Origin of the sequence: Nigerium massiliense (assembly GCF_000826085.1) — a bacterium.
GTDB classification, from domain to species: domain Bacteria; phylum Actinomycetota; class Actinomycetes; order Propionibacteriales; family Propionibacteriaceae; genus Propioniciclava; species Propioniciclava massiliense.
This window is the reverse complement of record NZ_CCYM01000002.1, coordinates 129,095-142,292: the sequence shown is the minus strand read 5'-3', so window position 1 is coordinate 142,292 and position 13,198 is coordinate 129,095. Positions and strand designations below refer to the sequence as shown.

At 71.5% G+C, this 13,198-nt stretch carries 10 protein-coding genes; 3 read left to right on the top strand and 7 right to left on the bottom strand.

The features are described from left to right. Positions 1 to 112: 112 nt before the first annotated feature. Together fbaA and BN1187_RS02135 are read left to right on the top strand one after the other, a co-directional pair. Positions 113 to 1,135, top strand: a complete 1,023-nt coding sequence (gene fbaA / locus BN1187_RS02140) for a class II fructose-bisphosphate aldolase (RefSeq protein ID WP_040158313.1) — start codon at positions 113 to 115, stop codon at positions 1,133 to 1,135. Positions 1,136 to 1,323: 188 nt separating this feature from the next. Then, positions 1,324 to 2,682: a sn-glycerol-1-phosphate dehydrogenase gene (locus BN1187_RS02135; RefSeq protein ID WP_040158312.1), complete on the top strand. Its 1,359-nt coding sequence runs from the start codon at positions 1,324 to 1,326 to the stop codon at positions 2,680 to 2,682. A gap of 75 nt (positions 2,683 to 2,757) precedes the next feature. On the opposite strand, the gene BN1187_RS02130 is transcribed toward BN1187_RS02135, so the two are convergent. The 6 genes from BN1187_RS02130 to BN1187_RS02105 all read right to left on the bottom strand — a co-directional run bounded on the left by BN1187_RS02130 (position 2,758) and on the right by BN1187_RS02105 (position 10,745). Beyond that, entirely contained in the window at positions 2,758 to 4,278 is a 1,521-nt protein-coding gene (locus BN1187_RS02130) for a xylulokinase (RefSeq protein WP_040158310.1), read from the bottom strand. Between the two features lie 218 nt (positions 4,279 to 4,496). Then, entirely contained in the window at positions 4,497 to 4,670 is a 174-nt protein-coding gene (locus BN1187_RS14165) for a hypothetical protein (protein WP_157754723.1), read from the bottom strand. A 16-nt stretch (positions 4,671 to 4,686) separates the two neighbouring features. After that, positions 4,687 to 5,646 carry a glutathione S-transferase C-terminal domain-containing protein gene (locus tag BN1187_RS02125; RefSeq protein WP_052462183.1) on the bottom strand — a complete coding sequence of 320 codons (960 nt, stop codon included), beginning with the start codon at positions 5,644 to 5,646 and terminating at the stop codon, positions 4,687 to 4,689. 114 nt (positions 5,647 to 5,760) lie between these two features. Beyond that, the gene (locus tag BN1187_RS02120) at positions 5,761 to 8,874 is read right to left on the bottom strand and encodes an ATP-binding cassette domain-containing protein (protein WP_162182368.1); all 3,114 of its coding nucleotides are present in this window, start codon (positions 8,872 to 8,874) and stop codon (positions 5,761 to 5,763) included. Next, entirely contained in the window at positions 8,871 to 9,431 is a 561-nt protein-coding gene (locus tag BN1187_RS02110) for a TetR family transcriptional regulator (RefSeq protein ID WP_052462182.1), read from the bottom strand. The genes BN1187_RS02120 and BN1187_RS02110 overlap by 4 nt, the downstream gene beginning before the upstream one ends. 72 nt (positions 9,432 to 9,503) lie before the next feature. Continuing rightward, complete coding sequence (locus BN1187_RS02105; protein ID WP_052462181.1) at positions 9,504 to 10,745, bottom strand: MFS transporter; 1,242 nt, start codon at positions 10,743 to 10,745, stop codon at positions 9,504 to 9,506. A gap of 222 nt (positions 10,746 to 10,967) precedes the next feature. Here BN1187_RS02105 and BN1187_RS02100 point away from each other — a divergent pair, with 222 nt between their 5' ends. Further along, entirely contained in the window at positions 10,968 to 12,251 is a 1,284-nt protein-coding gene (locus tag BN1187_RS02100) for an adenylosuccinate synthase (RefSeq protein ID WP_040158308.1), read from the top strand. 139 nt (positions 12,252 to 12,390) lie between these two features. Here the strand turns inward: BN1187_RS02100 and BN1187_RS02095 are convergent, their stop codons facing one another. Then, the gene (locus BN1187_RS02095; protein WP_040158306.1) at positions 12,391 to 13,140 is read right to left on the bottom strand and encodes a L,D-transpeptidase family protein; all 750 of its coding nucleotides are present in this window, start codon (positions 13,138 to 13,140) and stop codon (positions 12,391 to 12,393) included. Between the last annotated feature and the right edge of the window lie 58 nt (positions 13,141 to 13,198).

Genomic DNA, 13,198 nt, shown 5'->3' with positions numbered 1-13,198 from the left:
GTGCGGGATTCCCGCAGCATCGACGCGCTCGCGCGGAGTTTGAAACAATGGACGCGTTCGGTGCAGGCCCGCGAAACCCGCGGGCGCGTGTCATTCCACTAAGGAGAGAACAATGCCCATTGCAACACCCGATGCCTATGCGGAGATGATCGACCGCGCCAAGTCGAAGGGCTTCGCGTACCCGGCCATCAACGTGACGTCCTCCCAGACCCTGAACGCCGCTCTCGCCGGGTTCGCCGAGGCGGGCTCCGACGGCATCATCCAGTTCTCCACCGGCGGCGCCGAGTACGGCTCCGGCCAGGGCGTGAAGGACATGGTCACGGGCGCTGTCGCCCTCGCCGAGTTCGCGCACGTCGTGGCGGCCAAGTACCCCGTCAACATCGCCATCCACACCGACCACTGCCCCAAGGACAAGCTGGACACCTACGTCCGCCCGCTGCTCGAGGTCTCCGCCGAGCGCGTCCGCAACGGCCAGGACCCGCTGTTCCAGTCGCACATGTGGGACGGGTCGGCCGTGCCGCTGGACGAGAACCTGCAGATCGCCGAGGAGTTGCTCGCCAAGACGTCCGCGAACCACCAGATCCTTGAGGTCGAGATCGGCGTGGTCGGCGGCGAGGAGGACGGTGTCGCCAACGAAATCAACGAGAAGCTCTACACCACCGTCGAGGACGGCCTGGCCACCGCCGAGGCGCTCGGCCTGGGCGAGAAGGGCCGCTACATCACGGCGCTGACCTTCGGCAACGTGCACGGCGTCTACAAGCCGGGCGCGGTCAAGCTGCGTCCCGAGGTGCTGAAGAAGATCCAGGACGAGGTCGGCAAGAAGTACGGCAAGGACAAGCCGTTCGACCTGGTCTTCCACGGCGGCTCCGGCTCCTCGGAGCAGGAGATCTCGGACGCGGTGTCCTACGGCGTCATCAAGATGAACGTGGACACCGACACCCAGTACGCGTTCACCCGCCCGGTCGCCGGCTGGATGCTCGCCAACTACGAGGGCGTCCTCAAGATCGACGGCAACGTCGGCAACAAGAAGCAGTACGACCCCCGCTCGTGGGGCAAGGCGGCTGAGGCCGGCATGACCGCGCGCGTCGTCGAGGCCTGCAAGAACCTCGGCTCGGTCGGCACCCACGAGGGCTGACCCGGGTTCTCCCGTTCGCGTGACGACGGCCCGCAGGGCAGCAGCCCTGCGGGCCGTCGCGTCATCCGCACGGACGCCTGCGTCCAGCGCGCGGTGCGGGACGGACGTGCCGCCCGGAACGGCGGGGGCGTGTTGTGTGTCCGGCCGGGCGCGGCAAGACTGAGGGAAACCGACCACAGGAGGGTCGTATGTCAGAGTTGATCGAACAAGCGCTCCAGACCGCGACGGACACCAAGGACATCGTGACCGGCAGCGGCGTCGTGGACCGTGCCGGCGAGGTCTTCGTGAAGAACTTCCCCGGGAAGCGCGCGATCATCGTCGCCGACGAGAATACGTGGGCGGCCGCCGGGGAGGCCGTCCAGAAGTCCCTGACCGACGCGGGCGTCGAGCAGGAGGAACCCTTCATCTTCCCCGGGACTCCTACCCTGTACGCCGGCTACGAGAACGTCACCACGGTGCGCGAGCACCTGAAGCCCCTCGACGCGGTCGCATGCTCCGTCGCGTCCGGCACGCTGAACGACCTCACCAAGCTGGCCTCCGGCGAGCTGGGCCGGCCTTACATGAACGTGTGCACCGCGGCGTCCATGGACGGCTACGCGGCGTTCGGCGCGTCCATCACCCGCGACGGCTTCAAGATCACGCGCAACTGCCCGGCGCCGGCCGCGCTGGTGGCCGACCTCGACGTGATGGGCGCGGCGCCCAAGCGGCTGACCGCGACCGGCTACGGCGATCTCATCGAGAAGATCCCGGGCGGTGCCGACTGGCTGGTCGCCGACGAGTTGGGCGTCGAGGCCGTGGACGACTACGTCTGGAACCTCGTCCAGCCGGGCCTGCGCGACGCGCTCGCCGACCCCGAGGGCTGCGCCGCCGGCGAGCCCGAAGCGATCGGCCGGCTCGCCGAGGGCCTGCTCATGTCGGGCCTGGCGATGCAGGCGCATCAGTCGTCGCGCCCGGCGTCCGGCGCCGGCCACAACTTCTCCCACCAGTGGGAGATGGAGGGGCACGGGCTCGACTGGGAGCCCCCGTTGAGCCACGGCAACAAGGTCGGCATCGGCACGGTGGCCTCCTGCGCCCTGTACGAAAAGGTGTTGGAGCTCGACATCGACTCGGTCGACCTGGACGCCGCGGTGGCGGCCTGGCCGGACCCGGACGCCAACGACGCCCGCGTCGAGGCGCTGCAGGACATCCCGGCGATCCGGGAGGCGGCGCTGCAGCAGTCGCGCGGCAAGTACGTGGAGCCCAGCCAGATCCGCGAGCGCGTGGAGCAGATCAAGCAGCACTGGCCGGCGATCATCCAGCGGGTCCGCGAGCAGCTCATCACCGCCGAGGAGGCGGCGTCCCTGCTCAAGCGCGTCGGTGCCCCGTACCACCCCGAGATGATCGGGATCGACCAGGACAAGCTGAAGAAGACCTACTTCCAGGCCCAGACGATCCGCAGCCGCTACACGATGTTCGACACCCTGCAGGAGCTCGGCATCTTCGGTGATGTCGTCGAGTCGCTGTTCCAGCCCGGTGGCTACTGGCACGAGCACCCGACGCCCCAGTGATCCTGGTGGGTCGCTGAGCGCCCGCAGGGCCCCGGACGGACAGGTCGCCGTCCGGGGCCCTGCGTCGATCCCGGGTCAGGACTGGTGGCGGCGCAGGAACTCGTCGCGCGCCTCGAAGACGTCCGTCAGACCGGCGTAGATGCGGCCCTGGACGTCGGAGAGCTCCAGGTAGGTCTCGTGCGCGGCCGGATCGGGCTCGCTGACGTCGCCCAACCGGGTCATCGCCTTGGCCGCCGTGGGAATGTCGGCGTGCGCGCCGGTGGCGGCCATCGCCATGACGGCCGCGCCCATCGCGGAGATCTCCTCCTGCTCACACGCGGTCAGCGGCAGCCCGACGCAATCGGTCATGATGCGGCGCCACAGCGGGCTGCGCTGGCCGCCGCCCATCACCCGGACGCTGGCCAGCGGCGTGCCGGTGTCGTCCTGCAGGCCGCGCAGGTTGCGGGCCATCTCGAGGCTGAGCGCCTCCAGGATCGAGCGGTACATCTCGGGGCGACCGTCCGAGCCGGAGAAGCCGACCATCGCGCCACGGGCCAGCGGGTTCCAGTAGGGGCTCTGGACCGCGTTGAAGTAGGGCAGCGTCATGAGGCCGCCGGAGCCGATCGGCACCGCGGCGGCGGCCTCGTCCAGCGCCGGATCGGGCTTGCCCTGCAGCGCCGGGTCGCCGAGCTCGCTGCGGAACCAGCCCGCCAGGTAGGCGCCGGAGTTCTGGACGATCTCCAACACGTAGTGGCCGGGCAGGCCGGCGGCGTCCGTGCGGTAGACGTCGCCCGCCTCGTAGACCGGGGAGTGGACGCCCGCGACCAGCGCGGTGCCCATGTTGAGATAGGCCTCGTCCGGGCCGATGGCGCCGCAGCCCAGCCCGGCCGCCTGGCCGTCGCCGCAGCACGCGACGACGGGGATCGGCTTGGCGAGCCCCCAGGCATTCGTGACCTCGGCGGTGGTGTCGGCGATGACGGTGCCGGACGGGACGAGATCGGGCACCTGCTCGCGGCGCAGGCCGGCGAGGTCGAGCAGCCGGTCGCTGAACTCGAGGGCGGCCATGTCGAACAGGCCCAGGCTGTCGGCCGTGCCCTGGGAGTCGACCCACTCGCCGGTCAGCGCGTGGACGAGGTAGCCGTGCACGCCCGCGACGCGCGTGGCCTTGGCGACGTTCTCGGGCTCGTGCTGGGCGAGCCAGGCGATCTTGTAGATCGACGGCGTGACGTCGGGTTGGAAGCCGGACAACCGGTGCACGTCCTCGGAGCCGATCGCCCGCACCTGCTCGGACGCGCGGCCGTCCAGCCACAGGATGCCGGGCCGGATCGGTTCGCCGGCGTCGTCGACGAGGGCGAAGGACTGGCGCTGCGGTGTGACGGCGAAGGCCTCGATGCGGCCGCGGTCGGCGTCGCTGAGCGCGCCGAGGGCCTCGCGGACGGCGGCGTCCGTCGAGCCCCGCCAGTCGCGCGGGTCGTGCTCGTAGCGGTCGGGGCCGGGCTGGGACATCGCGATCTCGCACTGCCCCGACGCGAGGACCGCGCCGGAGGCGTCCACGACGATGGCCTTGGTGCTCGTCGTGGACGAGTCCACGGCGATGACGAGGGGATCGGAACTCATGACGCCTCCTTGCGTGCTGGGCGGACGGCCCCGGGTGGCGCCCGCTCCGCCCAGCCTAGGACGGCGGCCGCCGGGGCGTCCCGGGGCCGGGCCAGGTGGAACAAACGACCACCTGACCAGGCGCCACGGGCCGGCCGTGCAGGGCAGGCGCCGCCACCGCCCGCGGGACGGACGCGATGCCCGGGGCGGAACAGCCCGGCGGGACGGTCACGCGAGACTCAGCGGGCGTCCTTCGCCGCCGGCTTGTCCGCCGGCGCGGTGCGCTCGTGCAGCTCGATCCACTCCGAGTCGCAGCCGGGGCAGCGGTAGACGGGGGCGCCCTCGACGGTGCGGTCGGTGGTGATCTCGCCGCAGGCGTCCTCGCAGGGGTTGGCGACCAGGTGGCGCATCATGGGCGGCTCCCCGTCGTCAGCGCTCGACGTGGTGCTGGTGCAGGATCTCGTCACGCCGGGACGGGACGAACCAGCCCGAGACGTCCGGGCCCTTCGGGATGATGCCGTGCGGGTTCTGCACCGGGTTCCACAGGGCGTTGCCTCGCTTGATCGACTCGAAGTCGGTCGTCGTGCCGAACTGCGGCTGCTGGAACAGGTCGCGTGCGTACTCCCACAGGTTGGGAAAGTCCGACAGCCGGCTGCGGTTCACCGCGAAGACGGTGTTGTACACGATGTCGAACCGCACCAGCACGGTGAACAGGGTGATGTCGGGGTCGGTGATCTCGTCGCCCATCAGGTAGCGGGCGTTGCCGAGCTGCTCCTCGAGGTCGTCCATGCGGGCGAACAGCCGGTCGAACGACTGCTCGTACTCCGCCTGGGACTCGGCGCCGCGGATGCGGAACACCCCGTCGTGCAGCTCGTCGACGAGCAGCTTGTTGAGCTTGTCGATGTCCTTGCGGAGAGGCTCGGGGTAGAGGTTCGGCGCGGTCGGCGACTGGTAGGCCGTCCAGGCCAGCTCGAACTCGTTGCCGAGGTACACCTCGTCGTTGTTGACCACCTGCCCGGTCTCCAGATCGATGAGGGCCGGCACCGTGACCGCGCCGTCGTAGCCGGGTGACGTGGCGAAGTACGCCTCCGAGAGGAAGCGGATGCCGAGCTCCGGGTCGACGCCGTCGGGGTCGGCCGAGAACTGCCAGCCGCGGTCGCCACGCACGGAGTCGACCTTGCCCAGCCCGATGACCTGGTCGAGGCCCAGCAGATTGCGCACGATGAGCGCGTGGTGGGACATCGGGCACATGTCGGCGACGATCAGCCGGTAGCGGTCGGCGGCCACCGGGAGCTCCCCGGTGCTGAAGCGCGCCGTGAAGGCGTTGCGCTGTTCCGGCTGCGGGGAATCGGCGGGGGGCGTGGCGGTCGGGGTCTGCGCGTCAGTCATGTTCAGTCCTTCCGGGGTCCCGGCGAGCCTAGCGGACGCCCCCCGCGGGGACGCCACGCCCACGGAGGCGGTCGGCCGGTGGTCGCCATTGTCTCGCGAAGCCCACGACGGTGGCTAGCGTGTCCGGTCGTCGTCAGCGGCGTGCGGACGGCCGGCGGCGTCCGCCGCTCGGTTGCGGCGCCGGCCGACGATGCGGCCGCCCGCCTCGCCCGCGCCGGGTCCGAGTTCGACGACCTCGTCGGCGGTGGCGATCGCCGCCGCGTCGTGCTCGACCATGATGACGGTGTTGCCGGCCGCGGCGAGGCCGTCGAGCTGGTGCAGGAGCAGGTGGACGTCCGCGGGGTGCAGCCCGGCGGACGGCTCGTCGAGCAGGTAGAGCGTGTGCCCGCGCCGCTTGCGTTGCAGCTCGCTGGCGAGCTTGATGCGCTGCGCCTCACCTCCCGAGAGCTCCGTCGCCGGCTGGCCGAGGGTCAGGTAGCCGAGGCCGAGGGCGTCCAGCGCCGCGAGGGCGCGAGCGACGACGGGTTCGTCCGCGAAGACGGGGACGGCGTCTTCGACGGTGAGGGCGAGGACGTCCGCGATCGTCAGATCGTGCCAGCGCACCCGCAGCGTGTCGTCGTTGTAGCGGGTACCACCGCAGTCGGGGCACACCGAGTAGGTGCCGGGCATGAACAACAGCTCGACGGCGACCACGCCCTCGCCGGAGCAGGTCGGGCAGCGACCCTCGGCGACGTTGAAGCTGAAGCGGCTCGGCGTGTGCCCGAGCTCGCGGGCCCGCGGGGTGTCGGCGAACAGCTTGCGGACCCGGTCGAACAGGCCGGTGTACGTGGCCAGATTCGACCGCGGGGTGCGGCCGATGGGCTTCTGAGTGATCTGGACGACCCGGTCGGGCCGGCGCGGGCCGGTCATCGTCGCCGTGCCCCAGGACGCCTCATCCTGGCCGACGCCGTCCAGGTCGTCTGGCTCGGCGTCGCCGCCGTCGTCGCGGGCGGCCGGGTCCTGGCCGAGCAGGACGCCGACGGCGCGTCCGGTCGCGGTGAGCAGGGACGTCTTGCCCGAGCCCGACACGCCCGTCACCACGGTGACGACGCCGAGCCCGAACTCCACGTCCAGGTGACGCAGGTTGTGCACCGTCACCCCCGACAGGCGCAGGGTGCCACGGGGGTCGCGCCCGGCGTCGTCGCGGATCTCCTCGGGGTGAACGGTGCGGTCGAGGTAGCGCCGGGTCACGGACGCCCCGACGTCGCGCAGCCCCGGCACTGGCCCGGAGTACAGGACGTGTCCGCCGTGCGAGCCGGCGCCCGGCCCGACGTCGACGACCCAGTCGCAGGCGCGGACGATGTCGAGGTCGTGCTCCACCACCAGCACGGAGTTGCCGGCCTCGACGAGGCGGCGCAGCACGGTCATCAGCGGCTCGACGTCGCGGGGGTGCAGCCCGGCGGACGGCTCGTCCAGCACGTACACGACACCGAACAAGCCCGAGCGCAGCAGCGTCGCGAGCCGGAGCCGCTGCAGCTCGCCGGCCGACACCGTCGGGGTCGCCCGTCCCAGCGCCAGGTGGCCCAGCCCGAGCTCGGCCAGCACGCCGAGCCTGGACACGAGGTCGTCCAGCAACATCGCCTCGGCCTGCGCGGTCGCGCCGAGCTGTCGCGGGTCGCCGAGCGTCACCCGGCGCTCGCGCAGCCGCGGCAGCAACGCGTCGATGGGCAGGGCGGTGGCCTCGTCGATCGCCAGCCCCGACCAGGTGACGCGCAGGGCGTCCGGGTTGAGGCGGCGGCCGTGGCAGGTCGGGCACGGCGAGGTGATGACGAAGCGCAGCGCCCGCTCCCGGGCGGGGGCCGACTTCGACTCGCTGAGCACGTGCAGCACGTGCCGCGCGGCCGAGCGGTACTGGCCCTGGTAGGGGCGCTGCACGCGGCCCGCCGCCCGCTCGGGATGAACGGTGACGATGGGCTCCTCGTCGGTGAAGAGGATCCAGTCGCGCTGGTCCTGGGGCAGCGTCCGCCACGGCACGTGGATGTCGTAGCCCAGCGTGCGCAGGATGTCGCGGTAGTTCTTCCCCAGCCAGGCGCCCGGCCAGGACGCGATGGCGCCGTCGGCGATGGACAGGTCGGGGTCCGGCACCATGGACGCCTCGGTCGGCCGGTGGACGCTGCCCAGTCCGGAGCACTCCGGGCAGGCGCCGACGGCGGTGTTGGGAGAGAAGTGGTCGGAGTCGACGCGGGCCATGCCCTCGGGGTAGTCGCCGCAGCGGGACCACAGCATCCGCAGCGTGTTGGAGGTCTGGGTGATCGTGCCCACCGATGAGCGGGCGTTGGTGGAGTGGCGCTGCTGCAGCGCGACGGCCGGCGGCAGCCCCTCGATGGAACGCACCTGCGGGCTGGACGCCTGCTGCATCAGCCGCCGCGCGAAGGGTGCCACCGACTCGAAGTAGCGGCGCTGCGCCTCGCCCTGGATGGTGCCGAACGCCAGCGACGACTTGCCCGACCCCGAGACGCCGGTGAAGGCGACCAGCGCGTTGCGGGGCAGGTCGACATCCACGTCGGCGAGGTTGTGCAGGTGGGCGCCACGCACCCGGATGGAGTTGTCCACCCGGCCATCCTTCCACGGGCCCGAAGGCGTGCCGGTCACCCCCGGCCGAGCTGGAGACGGCCCCAGGCGCGCGCGGTGGCGAGCGCCCCGAGAGCGGCCACCGCGAGCGGGAAAGCCAGCAGGGCCGCCGGCACCCGGCTCCCGGGCGTGGCCCAGAGCACCGGGACGGCCCAGGGCAGCCAGGCCCCGAGCCCGAACCCGGCGGCGACGTTGCCGGGTGCCGAGCGAGAGGCGTCCCACGCGGGTGTCGAGCCACGGGCCGAGCCCCAGCGTCTCGGCGAGCTCGCTCGCGCGCCGCGCTGCGCGGAGCGGGTCGGCGCCGTGCATGGCCGTGGTGGCGGCGATGTTCTCCCGAGCGGTCAGCTCGGGGTAGGCCGACGGCGATTCGACGAGGTGACCGACGCGTCCCCAGACGTCGCGCGGCTCCCCGCCCAACTCGTGGCCGAGCAGCAGGACGCGCCCGGCGTCCGGGCGGAGCATCCCGAGGATGACCCGCAGGGCTGTGGTCTTGCCGGCGCCGTTGAGGCCAACGAGGGCCCGCACCTGGCCGGGCGCGAGGGTGAGACCGAGGCCCGCCAGCACGTCGGCGTCCCTGAGCCGGACGCGGACGCCCGCGACGTCCAGCGCGGCGGTCACGAGGCGTCCTCGAGGAGGCTCGTGAGTCCGTGGCGCAGCGCGGATGCGGGATCGTCTTCCGCCCCGGAGGACGCCCACGCGAGCAGGACCGCCGTCGCGGCGCCCATCACGGCGCCCGCTGCGGCGCGCGCGTCCCTGGCCGGTGCCCCCGATGCGGCCAGCGCGGCGCTCAGGGCATCTTCGGTCGCCCGGCTGGACGCCCAGATCGCCCCGCGCAGGGACGGCGTGGCGCCGGCGAGACCCACCCGTTGGGCGAACTCGTCCGAGGCGAGCTTTGCCATCGCCTCAGGAGCGGACATCGCGGCGACGAGCCCGGTCACAGCCCGGCGCAGGGGGGACAACCGCGCGGGCTGCGCCGCGACCGCCGCGGCAAGGGCCGGGTCGAACAGGTCGTCCGTCACCACCGATTCCTTGGTGGGGAAGTACCGGAAGAACGTCATGTGCGAGACGCCCGCGGCCTTGGCGATCGCGGTCACCGGGACGGCGTCGTACCCCTGCTCGGTGAACAGGCGCAGAGCTGTGCGCTGCAGGGTCGTGCGGGTGGACACGTTGGCCATGACGTCATGTTACTCCCTAACAGTTAGTGAATAACAGAGGGGGTGGACGACGGCGCCGGACCCGCCCGGCGCTCAGGGGTGCGTCGGCGGCTGCGGCGAGCCCGGGGCGAGCGACGGGACGCGACGCATCCCCAGCGCGGCCAGGATGCCGAGCACGATCAACGCGGACGCCCACGCCGCCGCCGCCGGCCAGCGGCCCCAGCTCCAGGCGACGCCGGCGACCGCCCCGCAGATCGACGAGCCCATGTAGTACGCGGACAGGTAGAGCGAGCCCGCCATGCCGGTCCCGCGCCCGCGCAGGGCGGCCCGCGCGGTGACCCAGGCGTTCGTGGTGCCGTGGGCGGCGAAGAAGCCGACGTTGATCACCGCGAGCCCGAGCACGACGAGGGGCAGGGGCTCCGCGAGCGTGATCAGCACGCCGGCCAGCTGGATGCCCAGCAGCACCGGCACCATGACGCGGTAGCCGTAGCGCTGGGCGACCCTTCCGGCGATGGGGGACGAGAACGACCCGAGGATGCTGGTCAGGTACACCATCGATGCCAGGCCGATGGGCAGCAGATAGGGCGGCACCGCGAGACGGAACGCGGTGGCGTTGAACACCGACACGTAGGAGCCCATCGCGGCGAAGCCGATGCTGTAGAGCAGCAGCAGGCCCCGGTCGAAGAACATCCGGTGCACGGTCGCATTGAGCTCGGCCGGGCGCAGCGGCGTCGGCTCGAAGCGGCGCGACCGGGGCAGCAGGTACCACGCGACCAGCGCGCACAGCCCGGCGACGACGCCGATGCCGCCCATCGCGACGCGCCAGTCGAACAGGTCGGCCAGGACTCCGGAGATGAGGCGTCCGGCCAGCCCTCCGATCGCGGTGCCGCCGATGTAGAGGCCGGTCGCCGCACCGGCGTGCCGGGCGTGGATCTCCTCGCGCAGGTACACCGCGGCCACGGCCGGCAGCCCGGCGACCACGAAGCCGAGTAGGCCGCGCAGGAGCAGCAGCACGGTCCAGTTCGTCACGAACGCGACGGACAGGCACACCGCCGCCGAGGCCACCAGGGACGCGATCATCAGGGGCTTGCGGCCGTAGGCGTCCGAGACGGGGCCGAAGACGAGCAGCGAGAACGCCAACGTCACCGTCGTCGCCGAGATCGCCAGGGTCGCCGAGCCCGGCGCGATCCCGAAGTCGTGGGCCAGCACCGCGAGCAGCGGCTGTGGGCAGTAGATGGTGGCGAACGTCGACAGGCCGGCGAGGAAGAGGGCGACGGTGATGCGGCGGTACGCGGGGTCGGCGGGGCGGTGCCCCTCGAAGGGCTGGTCTGTCACGACTCCGCAGTCTGCCACCGGAGGGCGCAGCCGGCAGGGCACTGTCGGAACGCCCTGCTCCCGGGGGCAGGGGCCGGTGGCACGTGGCCGCGGGGACGTCGGGTCGGCTCGCGGGCGGCCGATGTGCGAAAAGGGTCGACGGGGAATCAATGTTCGGTAGGATTTGCGGGTAAGAGCCCGGGCGATTACGCGCCGGGCTTCGCGTTTTTCGGAAGGTGACGGATGCCGGGCATCGTGGTGATCGGAACGCAGTGGGGCGACGAGGGGAAGGGCAAGTGCACCGACCAACTCGGCGATCGAACTGACTACACCGTCCGCTATTCCGGCGGCAACAATGCCGGTCACACGCTCGTCGTCAACGGCGAGAAATACGCGATGCACCTGCTGCCGTCCGGCGTGCTCAACCCGGGCATTCCGGTGATCGGCAACGGCGTCGTCATCGACCTCGACGTGCTGTTCGAAGAGATCGAGACCCTCACCGCGCGTGGGGTCGACGTCAGCAAGCTGATCATCTCGGCGAACGCGCACATCATCGCGCCCTACCACCGCACCCTCGACAAGGTGACCGAGCGGTTCCTGGGCAAGCGCAAGATCGGCACGACCGGGCGCGGTGTGGGCCCGACCTACGCCGACAAGATCAACCGCATCGGCATCCGCGTGCAGGACCTCTTCGACGAGGAGTTGCTGCGCGAGAAGGTCGAGGCGTCCGTCGCGCAGAAGAACCAGCTGCTGGTGAAGCTGTACAACCACCGCGCGATCGAGCCCGTGGAGGTCGCCGACCACCTGCTGAGCTTCGCCGACCGCATCCGCCCGATGGTCCGCGACGTGGGTCGCGAGCTCAACGAGGCGTTGGACGACGGCAAGCTCGTCCTGTTCGAGGGCGCTCAGGCGCACCACTTGGACGTCGACCACGGCACCTACCCGTTCGTCACGAGTTCCAACCCGATCGCCGCGGGCGCCTGCACGGGCACCGGCGTCGGCCCCACCAGGATCGATCGGATCATCGGCATCGCGAAGGCCTACACGACCCGCGTCGGCGAGGGCCCGTTCCCCACCGAGCTGCTGGACGCCGACGGCGACCGCCTGCGCGAGGCCGGCGGGGAGTTCGGCACCACCACGGGACGCCCGCGACGCTGCGGCTGGTTCGACGCCTTGGTCGTCGAGGTGGCCGCGACCTACAACGGGCTGACGGACGTCTTCTTGACCAAGCTCGACATCCTCACCGGCTGGGAGAAGATCCCGGTGTGCGTGGCCTACGACATCGACGGCGAGCGCGTCGAGCACTACCCGGTGCTGATGAGCGACCTGATGAAGGCCAAGCCCATCTACGAGTTCCTCGACGGCTGGACCGAGGACATCTCGGAGTGCCGCACCTTCGAGGAGCTGCCCGAGAACACGCAGCGCTACGTGCGCCGGCTCGAGGAACTGATCGGTTGCCGCATCTCCGGCATCGGCGTGGGCCCCGCCCGTGAGCAGACGATCACCCTGCACGACCTGATCGACTGAGCACGACCTGATCGACTGAGCCGGCACTGGCTGTCGGGAGAGGAAGCCTGCGCGATCTGGCCGACTGACCCTGCAGCGGGTCCCCGTTCAGCCGACCAGATCGCGGGGTAGGGGCGCACGTCGGGCGACGTGCCCCGGGTCAGTAGACGACCACGCGTGACCCGACCGGGGTGTTGCGGTAGATCCAGGCCGCCTCGGACATCGTCCCGACGTTGATGCAACCGTGGCTGGACTTGTTGTAGCCGTTGCGCGCGAAGTCACCGGAGTAGTGGACGTACATGTTCGGGTCGAACTTCACCGAGTAGGGCATGTGGGCGTCCCAGCGCGTGGAGAACGCCTTGGCGTCCTTCGCGTAGACCCGGTACGTGCCGTTGACCGTGGGGAACAGGCGCGGGGGTTTGCCCTTGTCGTTGCTGGCGAAGCCGCCGAACCGCACGGGGATCGCGCGCTGCACGACGCCGTTCTTCAGCAGGTAGATCGTGCGCCGGGCCTTGCTGGCGCACAGGACGGTGCCCTTGACCTTGCACGACGCCGGCAGCGGCGCCGCGATGCGCGGCTTGCCCGCGGCCAGGGCCGTCCACGTGGCGCCGCCGACGACGCCGTCGTCCTTGATGCCGTGGGCGCGCTGGTAGTTGAGGGTGGCGTTGACGGACGCGGTGCCGAAGCGGCCGTCCACGGCACCGCTGAGGTAGCCGCGCTTCTTCAGCAGCGCCTGGGCCTCTTTGGCGCAGGTTCCGCTGCTGCCGTAGCCGACCTTGACGCTGCTGCAGGAGGCGGCGCCGCTGACCGGGGCGGGGGAGCTGGCGGTCGGGGCGGCCGTGGCCGGGATCGCGAGGAGGGTGGTGAGGGTGAGCGCGGAGACGCCCGCGCCGGCGGCGATTCGATGCATGGTTGGTCCCTTGCAGACAGGGGAGGCGCTGGTCCGGTGCTCCTCCCTGGACTGCCAC